Consider the following 16463-nt stretch of genomic DNA (forward strand, 5'->3'; position numbering starts at 1 on the left):
CGGGTTATTGAATTATTGAGTTATCAATGCAGGTTTACCGGATAGGCCAAACAAAATATGCGAATGACCGCAAAGGGTCGGGAGTGGATGGGCGGTGGAACTCTGCCGGGCAGTATGTTATCTATACTGGCGGCTCGCTTGCTTTATCGTGCCTGGAGAAGCTTGCCCACACCTCAGGGACATCATTATATGCCGGGAACTTTTCGGTAACTATTTACCAGTTACCGGAAAAGCTCAGGATCACGGAGATCACTTTAAATCAACTTCAAAAACAAAATGCGGAATGGTATAGTGTGCTTAACTATCCGCTGACACAAGCGATAGGGGACAACTGGCTGCAGCGGCGGGATACGGCTGTACTGAAAGTGCCATCGGCCATCATAGACCTTGAATATAACTTCCTGTTTAACCCAGCACACCCTGAATTCAATAAGATCAAAATACTGGAGGTAAGACCGTTCTCCTTCGATAAAAGATTGAAGGTCCAATAAGTCTGCAACCCCGTCAATTCGCGCTTTTGTCATCAAATACTCAATCTATACTGGAATTGTCATTCCGAAATAATCTTTGAACTTTATTGGAACAATCGTTCCGATATGTGCTTATATTTGCGGAACGATTGTTCCAAATATATAAATAGTCACTCACAAAAATGAAAAAATTAGAAAACAAAGTTGCTGTTATTACCGGTGGTAATAGTGGTATAGGCTTAGAGACTGCTAAAGAATTTGCGCTGGAAGGAGCAAAGGTGGCCATATCGGGCCGCAACCAGGAAACGTTGAATTTAGCGGTTAATGAGATAGGACATGATGCTATCGGTGTGAAAGCTGATGTAGCTAACCTGGCTGATATAGACAGGTTTTATAAAGAAGCTTCGGATAAATTCGGCAAGTTTGATGTGCTTGTGGTGAATGCAGGTGTGTTTAAGGGAGCACTGCTTGCTGATTTTACCGAAGAATTATATGACGAGATAGTTGACATCAACCTGAAAGGCGCTTTCTTTTCGGTTCAGAAAGCATTGAGCTATTTGAACGATGGCGCGTCGGTTATTATCACTGCGTCGACAGTAAACGAAAAGGCTATGCCTACCGGCTCGGCCTACGCCGCTACTAAAGCTGCAGTAACTTCACTGGCAAAGACGTTTTCGGCAGAATTGCTTGATAGAAGAATACGCGTAAACGTGTTGTCTCCGGGCCCCATTGAAACACCAATATTCGGTAAGGCCGGCGGGACACAGGAAGAAATAGACGGTTCGAAAAATTACATGGCATCAATAACCCCATTGAAACGTTTGGGCACCGTACAGGAAATGGCCAAAGGCTATGTTTACCTGGCATCGGACGATTCGTCCTATATGCTGGGAGCAGAACTTTTGCTTGACGGCGGATTTAAGACCTTATAATAGAAAATCACACATTTATAATAATCACACATAAAATGAAAAAGCTAGAAAATAAAGTTGCAGTGGTAACAGGTGCCTCAAAAGGCATTGGCGCCGGTATAGCAAAAGACCTGGCCGCAGCAGGCGCATCAGTTGTAGTTAACTATGCATCGGCAAAAGAGGGCGCTGAAAAGGTAGTAGCCGAAATCATCAGTAATGGCGGTAAAGCCGTTGCCGTACAGGGTAACGTATCGAGCTCAGCTGATGTTGAAAAATTATTCGCAGAAGCAAAGCAGGCATTTGGCGGCGTCGATATCCTGGTGAACAATGCAGGCGTATATAAATTTGTTGGCATTGAAGAAGTGGATGAAGAAGAGTTTCACCGCCAGTTCAATACCAATGTATTAGGGCTGTTGTTAGCCACAAAAGCAGCTGTTAAGGGTTTTGGTGAAAACGGCGGCAGCGTGATCAATATCGGTTCGGTTGTAACCAGGATAACGCCTCCGGGAAGTTCCATCTATACAGCAACCAAAGGCGCAGTTGATTCCATTACCCAGGTGCTTGCTAAGGAACTTGGTCCTAAAAAGATCCGCGTAAACTCCATTAACCCGGGTATGGTTGAAACAGAAGGCACGCATACTGCCGGGTTTATAGGCAGCGATTTTCAGAAGGAAACCGAAAAGACAACTCCACTGGGCCGTATCGGTCAGCCCGACGATATAGCACCACTTGTGGTATTCCTGGCATCTGATGATTCGCGCTGGCTAACAGGCGAAACTTTGCTTGCCAGTGGTGGTATAAGGTAAAGCCTCACCCAACCCTTTCCAAAGGAGAGGGCTTTAAAGGGTCTTTTAAACAAATTAGGATAAAATGAATAGCTTTGCCTTGAAACAGGCAAGGCTTTTTTGCTATGGCAAGGACGAAAGATTTTGATGAAGATGAAGTGCTTGAAAAGGCGATGAACCTTTTTTGGCTGAAGGGATACAACGGTACCTCGATGCAGGACCTTGTAGATGGACTTGGTATCAGCCGGTCGAGTTTATATGATACTTATGTTGATAAGCATACACTTTTCCTTAGGTCGCTTGATCATTATAAAATGGGGACGGCCGAAAAGATGGGTAAGATGATTCAGGGCATACCCTCGGCAAAAGAAAAGATCAGGCGGATGCTGGAATATATTATCAGCGAACTGGTAAGCGATAAGGAGCATAAGGGATGTTTCCTGGTGAATGCCGGGGTGGAAATGGCCTCGCAGGATAAGGAGGTAAACACCATGCTTTGCGAGAACGACCGGCAAGTGGAAGGCTATTTTTTTGATATTATTAAGCAAGGACAGGAAAGCGGGGAGATAATCAATAAACAGGATGCAAAGGTGCTGGCCCAATTCATCCTAAATAATGTCAAAGGCGTGCGTGTAACCGCGCGATCCACAGCCGACCGAAGAGTATTTAATGATATCATAAACCTGACACTTTCGGTGCTGGGTTAAATTCACCTAAAGTTATCCGTTTTTTCAGGCTTCGGCCCGGGCGAAGCCCACGGTTTCGCGGTATAATTGCGGTGATACGTCAGCATTGTTTTTGAAAAAGCGGCTGAAGTAAAACTCGTCGTTAAAACCCAATTCGTAGGCAATTGCCTTAACTGGTTTCGATGTAAGGTACAATTCGCGTTTGGCCTCTATCACGATACGCTCGGCTATCATATTGGTAAGCGTCTTATTAAAGTGGCTGCGCGTGATCTTTGCAAGGGCCTTTGTCGAAATATTTAACATGCCGGCATAATCGCTGGCCGAATGTTTTGTTTTGAAGTTGCTTTCTATAGCATCTTTGAGGTTTTGCAGTACAAAAGGCTCTTTTTCAGCTTCGCTATGCTGTTGTAACGCCGGGGTTTGATCGACCCGGAGACGTGATGCATGGATAAGGAATATCTTAAGATAAGATATCAGTAACTCGTACTGCGCCAGGGCTGCATTTTGCATTTCGGCCCGCATTTGTTCTATCAGCAAACTAAAGGTCTCTGCATCTTTTGGCTGAAATGTAATAAACGGCGGCTGATAGATATTATTGAAGAGTACGCCATGGCAGGCCACCTCTTTATGATGCTGGTGGATGCAGAAAAAATCGGGATGAAAATTGATGGCAATGCCGCTCAGGCCGCCGTTGGCGCTTATCATAAAAGGCTGGTAAGGGGCAAAGCTCATCAGCGTCCCGTCGGAAAAATCGTAGTTCGAAAAATCGGCCCTGATGGTCCCGCTGCCCGAACGCACCATCACCATCGTATAGTAATTGTTCCGTTGGATATGGTCGAAACTGCTTCCGTCATCAAAAGAAAATATCTTGAAGGCCAGGTTCCCTGTTTTGGGATTCACCATGGTAAGCGCTTTTGTATTGCTCATCTTATTTAAGTTTTCTTTCGCTTTCGTGTATAGGCAGGTCGTTAATGCTGGCATAGCGCTTTTGCATATAGCCATCTTCGTCAAATTCCCAAAGCTCGTTACCATAACTTCGGTACCATTGGCCCGATTCATCGTGCCATTCGTATTCGAAACGAACGGCCATGCGGTTTTCGCTGAAGCCCCATAGTTCCTTCTTAAGTTTATAGTCGAGCTCTTTGGTCCATTTACGTTTCAGGAAAGCTACCACCTTGTCGCGTCCATTGACAAACTCGGTACGGTTGCGCCATTCGGTATCGACAGTATAAGCCAGGGATACACGTTCGGGATCGCGGGTATTCCAGGCATCTTCGGCAGCCTGGACCTTTTGCAGTGCTGTTTCCATATTGAATGGTGGCAGCGGGTATCTTTTTTCCATTGTTTTCTGTTTTCGAACTTTGTGTAGGATAGTCCCGGTTTTCTGCCTGTGAGGACACAGGCAGCGGGTGGGTACCGGCAAAGCAACCCCAACAAATATAGGTGTTGGGGTTTGGCTGCCGGTTTTTTTAACGTCAAATTATTACAGGGATGGTGCCAATGGAAAATCCACCGGGATGCCAGTAAGGTTGTGCAGGTAGTTCATGATGGTTTTGTCACCGATGATGATGATCGCATCAACCAGGTTACCTTCGTTGTAACCGGCTGCATAAAAATTATCAACCAGGGCCGAATCTACACGGCCTTTATTTTCGGTTATGCTTTTCACCAATTTTACAAGGGCATCAAGCCTGGTGTCGAACAGAGCGCTGCCTTTGCGTATTTCGATAAGCTGCTCATCGGTCAGCCCGTTCATTTTACCCAATACAGTATGTGCACTTAAACAATAGATACAGCCGTTCACCTGGCTCACCACGAGGTTAATGATCTCCCTTTCTTTAGCGCGCAGTGAGCTTTTGCCGCTTTGAAAAGCAATGTAATTACCAAGCCCGTGTTCGGAATGCGCCATGGCAGCATATAGGTTTGGCACCATGCCGATAGCCTTTTGTAAATTATCGAAAATGGCCTGGTTTGCCGGTGAAACCTGTTCGCGGGTTGGTACTGAAAATGTTTTCATGATCTTTATTTTTTTTATGCCTTTCGGCGTGATTGATTAACAGTACAAAATTGCGCTGTTCGCGGGTTCGGGAGAATGGACGATAGGTGCAAGCACATGGACGATTTTCCCGGGGACAAAACCGCTGAAATTTTCATAATTGTCGCAAAAAGGCTTATTATTGCTAACCACTGTCCAATTGTAAACTTTTATCTATATACCCCGTAAATGAAGCGTTTTTTCGCTCTTATAACTTTGATATCAGTGGTGTTTGTGGCGACGGATGTGCATGCGCAGGATAAAAAGCTTATCCCGATTACCCGGTACCCGGCGAAAAAAGTGAAGGATACGTCGAGTAAAGCTGAGACCGACACGACCGAGCAGAAGGATTTTAACGACGTATTGCAATCGATATTTACCAAAAACTATAAGCCTGAAAAGGCAGACACCATCGGCCCCAAACCTATCATATCGTTTGTGCCCGCTGTGGGCTATTCGCTGCAAACAAAAACAGCAGCTACGTTTACGGGCAACATCGTTTTCAGGTCGACGCCAAATTCGAGGGTATCGGCCATTACAACCAGCATGGGGTTTACACAACGACGGCAGTTTACCCTGCCCATTGTGTCCATCATCTGGGCGTTTGATAACAGCTGGCTTTTTATGGGCGATACCCGGTTTTATGTATATCCCCAAAGTACCTACGGACTGGGCAGCAATTCCAATATCGCCGGCGAGCAGCCCATGCGTTATAACTTTCTCAGGGTGTCCGAGATAGCGTTCAAACGCGTGTCGGGTAATTTCTTTTTAGGCGTGGGATATAAGCTGCAAAAGCACTGGAACATATCGCACGAGGAGCCACTGAACGGCGCCCCTTCGGACTATGAGCACTATGAGAACGATGTTTCCACCGCTTCTTCCGGTTTTAGCCTGAATGCTTTGTTCGATAGCCGCGATATTTCGGTGAATGCTTCGAAGGGCTTTTATGGGGCGATCGAATATTATAACTATAACAAGGCCTTGGGCAGCAACAGCAACTGGCAGTCGCTTGTGATCGATCTGCGGAAATATTACAAATTCCCGGAAGGGTCGGATAACGTGATCGCTTTTTGGTCGTACGATTGGGTGGTGCTTAGGGGCCGGCCGCCTTATCTCGACTTGCCCAGCACGTCGTGGGATACCTATTCAACTACGGGGCGCGGGTATATTCAAAGCCGTTTCAGGGGTGCGCAAATGTTATACCTCGAGACCGAGTACCGCTTTAAACTGACACGCAACGGCTTGATAGGAGGGGTGGTGTTCCTGAACGGCCAAACCTTCTCCTCGGTGCCGGGGTCGAAACTGGAAAAGATACAGCCAGGGTACGGGCCGGGGCTTCGTATCAAACTCAGCAAAGCTTCAAAAACCAATCTTGATATCGACTATGGCTTTGGACAGCAGGGTTCGAACGGCCTTTTCCTAACGGTAGGTGAAGTCTTTTAAGCAGGGTACGGGACGGAAAGCATCTTACAATTCATACACAACCGCCTCGTAAGGTTTTAATGTTCCGTCTTTTGAGTCTTGCGGATAATTGCAGATCAAAACCTTTGCTTTTTCCAGGTCATAGCTAATTTTTACGGAGGCCGATGTGCTTTTAAAATTGAGCAGTACCAAAAGCTTTTTGCCATTCAACTGCCTGGTATAAGCATATACATCAGGATTGGTTTTATCCAGCAGGGTGTATTTGCCATAAACCAGCACCAGGTTTTGCCGGCGCAGCTCCACCATTTTTCTGAAGTAGTTCAAAATTGAATTTGGGTCCTTATCCTGGGCAGCTTCGTTTATTGTTTTGTAATTGCGGTTAACACCTATACACGGCGTGCCGGCGGTAAAGCCTGCATTTTCGCTGCTGTTCCATTGAAAAGGGGTACGGCCGTTATCGCGGCATTCAAAAGCTATGCGTTTCATATATGCCTTCATATCACCGCCAATGTTCTGCTGATGCTTGTATTCGTTCAGGGTTGCCACATCGCGGTAATCTTCTATTTTGTCGAAACCGGCGTTGGTCATACCCAGTTCGTCTCCATTGTAATAATAAGGCGTTCCGCGCATGGTCATGATAAAAGTGGTGAGCATTTTTGATGACGCAGACCTGAAATCAGGCCCGTCGTTACCGAAGCGGCTCACCATTCGCGCCTGGTCGTGATTAGCCAGGAAGATGGATAACCAGCCCTTTTGGGCAAAGGCGCTATCCCATTTGGAAAACACCTGTTTGAAATGCAGTAAGCTGTAACCTTCGGGTTTGGCTATATCAACCCCGTCAAAAGCATAGGCCATGTTCAATTCGTGCCGGTCAGCGTCGACCAAATTATGTGCATCCTTCATTGAATTGCCCGCGCCTTCAGCAACGCTCATCACGTTGTATTTACTTAGCACCTCTTTATTCATTTCCCTAAGGTAATCATGCAAATGCGGCCCTATCGCATAATATTTTGAAAAATTCTTTTCGTAACCATCCGGAAATTTTGGCCATGTGGTATCCTTGGCCGCAAACTGGAATGCGTCCAGCCTGAAACCGTCTATCCCCTTATCGGCCCAAAACTTCATCATATTGTAAACCTCTTCCCTCAGCTTCGGATTTTCCCAGTTAAGATCGGGCTGCTTTCTCGAAAAATAGTGCAGGTAATAAGCGTTAGTAAGCGAATCGTACCGCCAGGCATCGTGGTTCACATCAAACAAGCTATAACGCGGTGTAGGTTTGCCGCGTTCGGCATTCCACCAATGGTAATAATCGCGATACGGACTTGTGCGCGAACTCCGGCTTTGCTTAAACCATTCATGCTCGTCGCTGCTGTGGTTAACCACCAGGTCCATCACCAGTTTAATGCCCCGCTGATGCAGTCCCTTTAATAATTCATCAAAATCGGCCATCGTGCCAAAATCCTTCATAATGTTGCGGTAATCGCTCACATCATAGCCGTTGTCATCATTGGGCGAACTATATATCGGGTTAAGCCATACTACATTTACCCCCAAACTTTTGATATAATCAAGCTTTGAAATGATACCCTGCAGGTCGCCAATGCCGTCGCCATTGCTGTCCATAAAGCTGCGGGGATATATCTGGTACACCACCGCTTCTTTCCACCATTTGCGGTTAATGCTTTGCTGCTGTGCAGCCGCGCTCCACGACAAAAGGGTTACAAGCATTGCTGTTGTAATGAGATGAGCTACCAGGTGCTTTTTCATTTTAGGGAAATTGGTACATATTGGTTGGTGCACCTAATATAAGAACTTTCCCGTGGGCATATGGATTTAATAACAAGTCGGCCGATGCGGGGTTTTGTGTAAAAATATCGGGATAATGCAGATGTTAAAGCCAACTAAGCAATTTGGTAATATTAGGCTGATAACTTGCGTTAGACTTGGCAGTGATACACCCGTCAAAAGCACGAAAAAATACATATACCCGATCAACACACGGCATGACGCGCACTTTTCAGAAAATTTTCATGCTGATGCTGCCGGGGCTTTTAGCCGCCGGGCCGTTAAGCGCCCAACGCAGAAAATATATCCCGCTGCGCAACCCGGCAACCCAACGCTCATTGCGGGATAGTGTGGCAGAAGCTGATATGGGGGATATACTGCATTCGGCTTTCCACCTTACGCCCGCAGCTAAAAAAAAGGACACCGTTGGGGCACAGCCCGAAATATCCGTTGTACCTGCGCTGGGGTATTCGCTTCAATCACGACTGGCAGTCTTACTGGCAGGAAACGCCATCTTCCGTACGGCGCCGCAATCAAAGGTTTCAACCATTGTTTCCAGCTTAGCCTATACGCAAAACAAGCAGGTAACGCTCCCGATCCAATCGAGTATCTGGAGCCATAACAATCATTATGATTTTGTAGGCGAGATACGCCTGTACCATTATCCGCAAAGCACCTTCGGCCTCGGCAGCAGTTCGGACATTGAGAGCGAAGCGCCAATGAATTATGACTACCTGCGTTTTTCGGAGATAGCCCTGCGTAAAATAAGTGGCAATTTTTACCTGGGGGCCGGGTACATAATAGACTATCACACTAACATAACCATAGAGCCAACGGAAAATGGCACCGTGCCCGATTACCTCAATTATGATGCTAAAACCCACACCACCTCGTCGGGTTTAACGCTCAACGGCCAATATGATACCCGCGATTCTCCAATTAACCCCTTTACCGGTATTTATGCCGCTTTTGAACTGCGGCAAAATTTAGGTATTTTGGGAAGCACATCAACCTGGAGTTCGCTTATACTGGACGTAAGAAAGTACGTGAATTTTCCCGCAGGGTCAAAAAACGTGCTGGCGCTGTGGTCGTACGACTGGCTGACTTTGAGCGGGACACCGCCTTACCTCGATCTGCCCTCGACATTATGGGATGCATCTACCAATGCCGGCAGGGGCTACATACAAGGGCGGTACCGCGGCGCGCAGATGATATATGCCGAAGCTGAATACAGGTACCGCATTACCCGGAACGGCCTTATTGGCGGCGTGGTGTTTTTGAACGCACAAACGTTTTCGGCAGTGCCGGGTACCAGGCTGCAGGCGGTGCAACCCGGCTTTGGCCCCGGTGTGCGGATAAAGCTAAATAAGGTTTCGCGAACCAATATAAGCGTCGATTATGGGTTCGGTACGCAAGGCTCGCATGGGCTTTTTGTCAACGTTGGGGAAATATTCTGAGCGTAACTTTCTGTTGTATAATCGGTTATATCACTTAACTGATTGTTGAAAACTCGCGGGCAAAAAGGGGGTGTCTGCTACAACAAACTATGTCATCCGAACGTAAAAAAAGTAACGCTAAACGAAGCTTTTTAAACGGGTAAATGAATACAACGAAGCATGTGACGACGATCTTATTAGTAGTATTGGGCAGCTTGTTATCATTACCAGTTTTTGCAAATACCCGTCGCGATACCAGCAAGCAGAAATTACCCGTAACCCATAAGGATTCAACTAAACAAATTGACCTGGCAGATGTAATGCATGGGTTGTTTCGGTCGGGGGTGCTGCCCGGATCTCATCGCACCCAGGTTGGTGCAAAACCGCTATTATCCCTTATCCCGTTGGTTAGTTACAGCACGCAATCGCGCATGTCGGTTTTATTAAAGGGTAACATCGCTTTTCGAGCGGGTGCGGCATCACGTATATCGCTGGTTGATTTTGGTACATCGTATAATCAGAACGCACAATTTACTTTGCCCATTAAATGGAACATCTGGAATAGGGCCAATGCTTATAATTTTACCGGCGAACTTAAATTCTATAGCTATCCGCAAAGCACTTTCGGGCTGGGCAGCAGTTCGACAACGCATGACCGCGACCAACTGAATTATAATTACCTCCGCTTTTCGGGGGTAGCGTTCCGCCGGGTTGCCGGTAACTTTTACGCGGGAGCGGGCTATGTGATGGATAACCACTGGAGCATTCATCAAAAGGCCGACGGAGATGCTGATGTATCTGATTTCTCAGCATATGGAGCGGCCAACCATACCGTGTCGTCAGGGCTTACACTTAATGCTTTGTTCGATTCGAGGGATAACTCGGTTAATCCGTCGCACGGCTTTTATGCCATGTCGCAGTTTCGTCAAAACCTCACGGCATTAGGCAGTACCGCGGCATGGAACTCAGTCACCCTCGACGTGCGTAAATATTTCCGTTTCCCCGCCAGTTCAACCAACGTGCTTGCATTTTGGTCGTACAATGTGCTTACCCTTAGCGGAAAGCCGCCTTACCTTGATATGCCTTCAACTTTTTGGGATAGCAACAATACAGGCCGCGGGTACATACAGGGGCGATTTCGCGGCGCCCAGATGGTGTACGGTGAAGCGGAATACCGCTATGGCATAACAGCGAACGGGCTTATCGGGGGTGTGCTTTTTATTAATGGCCAATCTTTTTCGGCTGCGCCGGGCACGCATTTCCAGGCAATACAGCCGGGGTACGGGCCGGGCTTGCGTATAAAACTTAACAAGGTTTCTAAAACCAATATCGCGCTCGATTACGGCTTTGGCCATGAGGGATCAAGAGGATTATTTTTAAAGATAGGGGAGCTGTTTTAGCCTCGCCCCATCATTGCCATATCATTTTCAAAACTAAAAAGTTAAAAATTGTTAAATCTATATTAAAAGCAACCTGTTTGTGCTTTTGAAACGTAATTATTTATGTAAATTTAGGTGACCTTTTATACGATGTTTATGAGGAGGCTGTTTACCGGATTTGTGAGTGTTGCTTTGCTAATAATGGCAGTGTTGTCGTCGTGCCAGAAAGATGAGAACGTTTCGGCTGCAAAGGACACATCGGTACAATTGCTGACAGATAGCTCGCAAAAAATAAATGCTGCACCCATCCCGGGCAACTACCTGGCGATCCAGGGAACCTTAGAGGTAAAGTTGAAAGATTCGACTTACGTATTCGATGCCACCCGCGATTCTATTGTTTTTGTGAACCTTGAACTGGATGGTAAGGAATACTATGGCATTACAGCTATAAATAAGGAACACACGGTTAGTTTTGGGATCAGTTCGCCCGGAGCGCCAATAGCCGAAATGGCGGGTGATATTTCGGGCTGCCAGTTTTTGCTGCACCCCAACGAAAAGACCAGCACGGAGTATACCCTTACCCAAAACGCCAAACCGCAGGATTATGGTGCCTTGTTAATGGATAAATACAACCAGGATGGGCTGCTGGCGAAAGGATCGTTTCATACTTACCTGGCCACCGACAAAAAAACAGGTTCGGACTTTAGCGTTGTAGACGGAAGCTTTGAGCTAAAAGTAAAATAGGGACAATTGATGATATTAAAAGAAGGCGGCGGGCAATTCCTGCCGCTTTTTTTATTCATCATCGTGCATCTTGGTGGTCATCCACAAAATAACAAGTCCTAAAAGTGATATGGCTGCAAACGCCCAGCGCAGGTTGGCAGCTTGTGCTATAAAACCAACTACCGGTGGCACCAGCAAAAAACCAAGGTAGCCAACGGTCGATACCGCGGCAATGGCCGGCCCGCCGCTCATTGATTTTGACCTGCCTGCCGCGCTAAGCACCAGCGGGACCATGCAGGATACACCAAAACCTATAAGCGCATACCCCAACAGTACAGGTATGTTGTAAGGCAACCCAACCACTACCGCAAAGCCGGCTACGATAAGAATGGCGCTGTTTTGTATCACTCGTTTTATTCCCCATTTATTTACGAGGTGATCGCCGGAAAAGCGGCCTATGGTAACGGCTATCATAAAGATCACAAACCCGGCAGTGGCGGTAACTTTTGAAGCGTGCACGGCTTTGTAAAAGTAAACCCCGCTCCAGTCGTACATCACGTTTTCGCAGGCCATAGACGAAAAGCAGATGAGCGCAAATTTCAGCAGGGCCTTGTCCGGCAGTGAAAAGATAGGTTTCTTTTCGGGCGGTTCAGGTTTTTGGTGCAGGGTATTGGGCCAGGCCACCAGGGCCACTATGCAAAGGCCTATGCTCACTATCAGCAAATGCCAGGTTGGCGGAACTTTAAAATAAGCCATGATGAGCCCCAAAACAGATCCTGCAAGCCCGGCGAAGCTCCATATACCATGGAAAGTGGTGATGATGCTTTTTTTATACAACTTTTGCACGCTTACCGATTGCGTGTTGATGCTGAGGTTGAGGATGTTGCGGGAGGACCCGAAAAAAAACAATATCACGATGAATTGCCAGTATTGGCTGGTAAAGCCCAGCAAGCCAAGCATCAGGTTAAACGCGAGGGCGCCAATAAGCATTATGCGGCTGCTGCTGATGGTGGAAAGCATGCGGCCCGTTATAGGCATGGTAAGCATTAAGCCTGCAGGAAGGGCCAAAAGAGCAGTGCCGAGCAGCCTTTCGTTAAGGTGGAGCGATTGCTGGATATAGACGATGCGCGATGTCCAGGTAGTATAGCCAAAGCCCGATACAAAAAAGAAAAATGCGTTGGCTATCCGGATCTTCCGGGGCGATATGGCGGGGGCTGTTGCAGTTTCCACTAAACCGTAATATTATAGTTTGCTAAAATAACTGAATTTGTTTTAGGCTGACGAAGTTTTCGAAACTTCGTCAGCCTTTAGATGTCTATTATTATATTGCTGGTAATTTAATTTCGATACTATTAATGAGTGATGACCTTGACCTTACATTGGCCCTTACAAAAAGGCGGAAGGCCATATTTATTACCGGCATTGCTATCGCAATTGCCGCGCTGTTTGTTTTATCAATCGGTTTTCGGTATTTGCCGCTTTCGCTTTTGGAACGGCTGTTTTACTCCAGATTTATTTTTTGGGGCGTTGCGGTGTTCCTGTTCTTTTATGCTGTTAAGGTAGAAAAGCAGCCTTTACTGATATGGGAGAAAAAGAATTCTGATGCGAGCTTTTTCATCATTGCTGTTTTTGTATTGTACCTTATAAGCTTTGCATGTGGAATTGTATCGGCTATACCCCGGTTGCTGGGATTTCATGAAAGTGATGCAGTGATAAAGCTGGTTCGGAAGATATTGACCGGGCACGATGGCCTGATCATTTTCATGTCGTTAACGGCAGGAGTTACCGAAGAGCTCATTGTCAGAGGTTATATTATGACGCGGCTGGCGCTGCTTATCCGAAACCCCTACCTGGCAATTATCGTTTCAGCTGTGCTTTTTTCAGCGCTCCATTATAGTTTTCAAAGCTTGCAGGAATTTATATTCGCCTTTCTTATTGGGGCTGTATTCGGGCTGTTTTATTTGAAGTACCGTAATATCAAAATTTTGATCGTGGTGCATTTTCTCATCGATCTGATCAGCCTGGAACTGGCAACGCACTTATTGAAGAAATGAAAATATCAGGGCCTCCATTTAAATGATTTTTCATCTATGGCACGCATGGTGCACAGGATGCCGTCGAGATGGTCGTATTCATGCTGAAGCAATTCCGACAGGTCATCCGTCATGCGCCATTGCTGCCGCTGCCAGTTTTCGTCCAGGTAAGTTATAGTAAGCGAACGGTGACGCGATACCTTCACCAGTAGGTTCGGAAAGCTCATGCAATCGTCCCAAAGCTCAAACTTCTCGTCGCTTAAATCGTCCAACTCAGGATTGATGAACACAACAGGCTTGTCAATATTCATATAGATCAACCGTTTCATAATACCCAGCTGAGGCGCAGCGATGGCCCGGCCAAAGTGATAGCGTTCCCTTATTTGTTTCATCACGTTATCCATGTCAGCCACCCAATCTTTTACCAATGGAAGCTCTTCACGTAACACAGGTTCACAGGTTTCGTAAAGGCGCGGGTCGCCGAGCAGCAGCATATCATCCATGTTTTTCATAACTAAACAAATTAACTGATCTTTTTTCAAATGGATACGGATAAGATGCCTGGTATCCAAAATCTTTCAGCATTTAATTCAATTTCAATATATTTAGCTGCCGATTATCGCCCCGGACCACAACATCAAAGTCATTCGGTTAAATTTTCCATTGGATGAGATATATCCTTTCCGCTTTATTTATACTAAGTGCAGTGCTGTGCCGGGCACAAAGCAAAGACCCGGATGATGAACCCGACCGGCAGCAATTTGCAAATATCGGCGATTTCAAGCTCGAGTCGGGCACGAAAATAAAGGATTGCCACATCGGCTACCGCACTTATGGCAAGCTGAACAAAAAGAAGGATAACGGTGTGTTGTTTTTGACCTGGTTTGGCGGCACCTCCCAAAACATAGAAGAGTATGCACCGCCGTGGCACGTTATCGATACCAACCGCTTTTACCTGATCATAGCTGATGCGCTGGGCAATGGTGTCTCCTCTTCGCCGTCAAACAGCGAATTACAGCACGGCGCCGATTTCCCGGCTTTCAGTATAAGGGATATGGTAGATAGCGAACACGAAATGCTGGTAAAAAAGATGGGGATAAAGCATTTGCAGGCAGTTATGGGCATATCTATGGGCGGTACGCAAACTTTTCAATGGGGCATAAGTTATCCAAATTTTTCGGAGCGCCTGATACCTGTCGTCGGTTCGCCGCAGCCTACCAGTTACGACCTGATGGGATATAATATATTCCGAAGGGTAATTGAGGCCGATACCGGTTTTCGCCGCGGAAAATACAAAGTGAACCCTGTAATCCCGGCGGCATCTATGATGCTAGAGTTTTTCCTGACGACGCCCGATTATAAAACGCGCGCCATCTCCCGCGACAGTTTTGCTGTATGGCAGCACAAAGTGGATACCTCGGCCGAGCCTGACTGGAACGATACCTACTACCAAATGAATGCCATTATCGGTCATGACATCGCACGCGATTACGATGGTTCGCTAAAGAAGGCAGCCGATCACATCAATGCGAGGATGCTCATCATCGTTTCGCGGCAGGATCATTTTGTAAATCCTGTCCCGGCTATGGCTTTTGCCAAATTCGTATCGGCGAAGCTGGTAGTGCTCAACAATGACCTGGGCCACCAGGCGCCCAATTTCGAGGACGAACAACTGGAGCGAAGTATCAGGGCTATGATGGCCGACGGGCCTTAGACGCGTAGTGCAACCAAACAGGTTGATGCAGGACAGCAAAATTACCCGATTGATTGAAATTGGATTTACGAAGCTTAAGAAAGCCTGAAACCGACAGAGTACCCCAATCATTGGTTTATGCTTTGCCGGCTCATGTGTAGTCATGCCAGCGATTAGGCACAGCCCTAATATTACGATCCTGCGTTAACTATGCAGGCTGCGAAAAAGTGCTTTCGTATAGCGATACTTTGCCCTTGCCTATTAATTAACTATTTTTGGGAGGTTCAACCTAACGTGAAACTGCCCGCTATGCCCTACCGTGCCGAAGAAGAGCGACCATCTTTTAATACTTTTTTGCTTTGCTGTGCTATAATCGGGTCCGCGCTTTTCGGTCTTATAAATTTCTCATTTTCGGCTTTTCATCCGGATTATATTATTGTGCGTCAGCCAATCGGCGACCTGGAATTACTGCGCAACGGCTGGATACAATCAGTTGATTTTATAATTTTCGGTTTGTTTATGTGGGCCTTTGCTATCGGCTTGCGACGCGAACTGGGTGGCGGCGCCGCCTCGGCCATGCTGCCGTTAATGCATGAGATTACTGCCTTGGCGCTGATGATTGCAGGCGTGTTTGTTCATGATCCCATGCATCGCATTGCAAGTATCGTGATTTTCATATCCATGATCGCCAGCTTCTTCCTGTTCGCGCAGCGATTCAAAGGAGATGCCCGTTGGAAGGGCTGGTCCACTTTTTCACTCATTACCGGACTCGTTGTTATGATCCTGGTCATCATGTTTGGGTATTCCATCAACAATAACGGCGCCTATGCCGGGTTACTTGAGCGAATGGCGATGTTTGCCAGGGCAATATGGCTCATTATTTTTACCATCCGTGTGGCGGCAGGGGTGCGGCTCACCATCAAATAGTTCGTTAATCCTGGCGTCGGAAGGCTTAATAAGTATGTTACTTAGTGTATCAGATACAATATATGGTGCAAACATTTTCAGTCAAAAAACTAACTAAAATACTTAAAATTCGTTTAATTGGTCACCTGAGGTTCTGTGGAATAGCGATAGCAAAGTGTATTAATTTATCTATTTTCGC

Annotated in this window: 17 protein-coding genes; 11 read left to right on the forward strand and 6 right to left on the reverse strand. The window is 46.6% G+C overall.

The window, feature by feature from the left end:
* Window positions 1-26 precede the first annotated feature (26 nt).
* The 4 genes from VL525_RS05530 to VL525_RS05545 all read left to right on the forward strand — a co-directional run bounded on the left by VL525_RS05530 (window position 27) and on the right by VL525_RS05545 (window position 2873).
* Window positions 27-491 (forward strand): RES family NAD+ phosphorylase, encoded by a 465-nt coding sequence (locus VL525_RS05530; protein WP_325384198.1) that lies wholly within the window; start codon window positions 27-29, stop codon window positions 489-491.
* A gap of 161 nt (window positions 492-652) precedes the next feature.
* Entirely contained in the window at window positions 653-1402 is a 750-nt protein-coding gene (locus VL525_RS05535; protein WP_325384200.1) for an SDR family oxidoreductase, read from the forward strand.
* 35 nt (window positions 1403-1437) lie between these two features.
* Window positions 1438-2187 carry a glucose 1-dehydrogenase gene (locus VL525_RS05540; RefSeq protein WP_325384202.1) on the forward strand — a complete coding sequence of 250 codons (750 nt, stop codon included), beginning with the start codon at window positions 1438-1440 and terminating at the stop codon, window positions 2185-2187.
* A gap of 104 nt (window positions 2188-2291) precedes the next feature.
* On the forward strand, window positions 2292-2873 hold the full coding sequence (locus VL525_RS05545; protein ID WP_325384204.1) for a TetR/AcrR family transcriptional regulator: 582 nt from the start codon (window positions 2292-2294) through the stop codon (window positions 2871-2873).
* Window positions 2874-2897: 24 nt separating this feature from the next.
* Here the strand turns inward: VL525_RS05545 and VL525_RS05550 are convergent, their stop codons facing one another.
* From VL525_RS05550 to VL525_RS05560, 3 genes are all read right to left on the reverse strand, one after another.
* Window positions 2898-3779, reverse strand: a complete 882-nt coding sequence (locus VL525_RS05550; protein WP_325384206.1) for a helix-turn-helix domain-containing protein — start codon at window positions 3777-3779, stop codon at window positions 2898-2900.
* Between the two features lies 1 nt (window position 3780).
* Window positions 3781-4194, reverse strand: coding sequence for a nuclear transport factor 2 family protein (locus VL525_RS05555; protein WP_325384208.1), 414 nt, complete (start codon window positions 4192-4194; stop codon window positions 3781-3783).
* A 141-nt stretch (window positions 4195-4335) separates the two neighbouring features.
* Window positions 4336-4869: a carboxymuconolactone decarboxylase family protein gene (locus VL525_RS05560; protein ID WP_325384210.1), complete on the reverse strand. Its 534-nt coding sequence runs from the start codon at window positions 4867-4869 to the stop codon at window positions 4336-4338.
* 207 nt (window positions 4870-5076) lie between these two features.
* Here VL525_RS05560 and VL525_RS05565 point away from each other — a divergent pair, with 207 nt between their 5' ends.
* A complete protein-coding gene (locus tag VL525_RS05565; RefSeq protein ID WP_325384212.1) occupies window positions 5077-6330 on the forward strand; it encodes a hypothetical protein in 1254 nt (417 codons plus the stop codon).
* Between the two features lie 24 nt (window positions 6331-6354).
* Here the strand turns inward: VL525_RS05565 and VL525_RS05570 are convergent, their stop codons facing one another.
* Window positions 6355-8076: an alpha-glucosidase gene (locus tag VL525_RS05570; RefSeq protein WP_325384214.1), complete on the reverse strand. Its 1722-nt coding sequence runs from the start codon at window positions 8074-8076 to the stop codon at window positions 6355-6357.
* A 236-nt stretch (window positions 8077-8312) separates the two neighbouring features.
* Between VL525_RS05570 and VL525_RS05575 the strand changes: the two genes are divergently transcribed.
* The 3 genes from VL525_RS05575 (at window position 8313) to VL525_RS05585 (ending at window position 11653) form a co-directional block, all read left to right on the forward strand.
* The gene (locus tag VL525_RS05575; protein ID WP_325384216.1) at window positions 8313-9551 is read left to right on the forward strand and encodes a BamA/TamA family outer membrane protein; all 1239 of its coding nucleotides are present in this window, start codon (window positions 8313-8315) and stop codon (window positions 9549-9551) included.
* Between the two features lie 143 nt (window positions 9552-9694).
* Window positions 9695-10930 carry a BamA/TamA family outer membrane protein gene (locus tag VL525_RS05580; RefSeq protein ID WP_325384217.1) on the forward strand — a complete coding sequence of 412 codons (1236 nt, stop codon included), beginning with the start codon at window positions 9695-9697 and terminating at the stop codon, window positions 10928-10930.
* Between the two features lie 135 nt (window positions 10931-11065).
* Window positions 11066-11653, forward strand: coding sequence for a hypothetical protein (locus tag VL525_RS05585; protein WP_325384219.1), 588 nt, complete (start codon window positions 11066-11068; stop codon window positions 11651-11653).
* A 51-nt stretch (window positions 11654-11704) separates the two neighbouring features.
* Here the strand turns inward: VL525_RS05585 and VL525_RS05590 are convergent, their stop codons facing one another.
* A complete protein-coding gene (locus VL525_RS05590) occupies window positions 11705-12862 on the reverse strand; it encodes an MFS transporter (protein ID WP_325384221.1) in 1158 nt (385 codons plus the stop codon).
* A gap of 125 nt (window positions 12863-12987) precedes the next feature.
* Here VL525_RS05590 and VL525_RS05595 point away from each other — a divergent pair, with 125 nt between their 5' ends.
* Entirely contained in the window at window positions 12988-13686 is a 699-nt protein-coding gene (locus VL525_RS05595) for a type II CAAX endopeptidase family protein (protein WP_325384223.1), read from the forward strand.
* Window positions 13687-13691: 5 nt separating this feature from the next.
* Here the strand turns inward: VL525_RS05595 and VL525_RS05600 are convergent, their stop codons facing one another.
* Window positions 13692-14177, reverse strand: a complete 486-nt coding sequence (locus tag VL525_RS05600; protein WP_325384225.1) for a peptide deformylase — start codon at window positions 14175-14177, stop codon at window positions 13692-13694.
* A 155-nt stretch (window positions 14178-14332) separates the two neighbouring features.
* Here VL525_RS05600 and VL525_RS05605 point away from each other — a divergent pair, with 155 nt between their 5' ends.
* Together VL525_RS05605 and VL525_RS05610 are read left to right on the forward strand one after the other, a co-directional pair.
* Window positions 14333-15379 (forward strand): alpha/beta fold hydrolase, encoded by a 1047-nt coding sequence (locus VL525_RS05605; RefSeq protein ID WP_325384227.1) that lies wholly within the window; start codon window positions 14333-14335, stop codon window positions 15377-15379.
* A gap of 288 nt (window positions 15380-15667) precedes the next feature.
* Window positions 15668-16285 (forward strand): DUF998 domain-containing protein, encoded by a 618-nt coding sequence (locus VL525_RS05610; RefSeq protein WP_325384229.1) that lies wholly within the window; start codon window positions 15668-15670, stop codon window positions 16283-16285.
* Window positions 16286-16463 lie beyond the last annotated feature (178 nt).

Origin of the sequence: Mucilaginibacter sp. (assembly GCF_035492695.1) — a bacterium.
In the GTDB taxonomy this organism is placed as follows: Bacteria; Bacteroidota; Bacteroidia; order Sphingobacteriales; family Sphingobacteriaceae; genus Mucilaginibacter.

Coding starts and splice junctions, on each gene's coding strand:
- VL525_RS05530 (WP_325384198.1), top strand. CDS start 27: ATGCAGGTTTACCGGATAGGCCAAACAAAATATGCGAATGACCGCAAA.
- VL525_RS05535 (WP_325384200.1), top strand. CDS start 653: ATGAAAAAATTAGAAAACAAAGTTGCTGTTATTACCGGTGGTAATAGT.
- VL525_RS05540 (WP_325384202.1), top strand. CDS start 1,438: ATGAAAAAGCTAGAAAATAAAGTTGCAGTGGTAACAGGTGCCTCAAAA.
- VL525_RS05545 (WP_325384204.1), top strand. CDS start 2,292: ATGGCAAGGACGAAAGATTTTGATGAAGATGAAGTGCTTGAAAAGGCG.
- VL525_RS05550 (WP_325384206.1), bottom strand. CDS start 3,779: ATGAGCAATACAAAAGCGCTTACCATGGTGAATCCCAAAACAGGGAAC.
- VL525_RS05555 (WP_325384208.1), bottom strand. CDS start 4,194: ATGGAAAAAAGATACCCGCTGCCACCATTCAATATGGAAACAGCACTG.
- VL525_RS05560 (WP_325384210.1), bottom strand. CDS start 4,869: ATGAAAACATTTTCAGTACCAACCCGCGAACAGGTTTCACCGGCAAAC.
- VL525_RS05565 (WP_325384212.1), top strand. CDS start 5,077: ATGAAGCGTTTTTTCGCTCTTATAACTTTGATATCAGTGGTGTTTGTG.
- VL525_RS05570 (WP_325384214.1), bottom strand. CDS start 8,076: ATGAAAAAGCACCTGGTAGCTCATCTCATTACAACAGCAATGCTTGTA.
- VL525_RS05575 (WP_325384216.1), top strand. CDS start 8,313: ATGACGCGCACTTTTCAGAAAATTTTCATGCTGATGCTGCCGGGGCTT.
- VL525_RS05580 (WP_325384217.1), top strand. CDS start 9,695: ATGAATACAACGAAGCATGTGACGACGATCTTATTAGTAGTATTGGGC.
- VL525_RS05585 (WP_325384219.1), top strand. CDS start 11,066: ATGAGGAGGCTGTTTACCGGATTTGTGAGTGTTGCTTTGCTAATAATG.
- VL525_RS05595 (WP_325384223.1), top strand. CDS start 12,988: ATGAGTGATGACCTTGACCTTACATTGGCCCTTACAAAAAGGCGGAAG.
- VL525_RS05600 (WP_325384225.1), bottom strand. CDS start 14,177: ATGAAAAACATGGATGATATGCTGCTGCTCGGCGACCCGCGCCTTTAC.
- VL525_RS05605 (WP_325384227.1), top strand. CDS start 14,333: ATGAGATATATCCTTTCCGCTTTATTTATACTAAGTGCAGTGCTGTGC.
- VL525_RS05610 (WP_325384229.1), top strand. CDS start 15,668: ATGCCCTACCGTGCCGAAGAAGAGCGACCATCTTTTAATACTTTTTTG.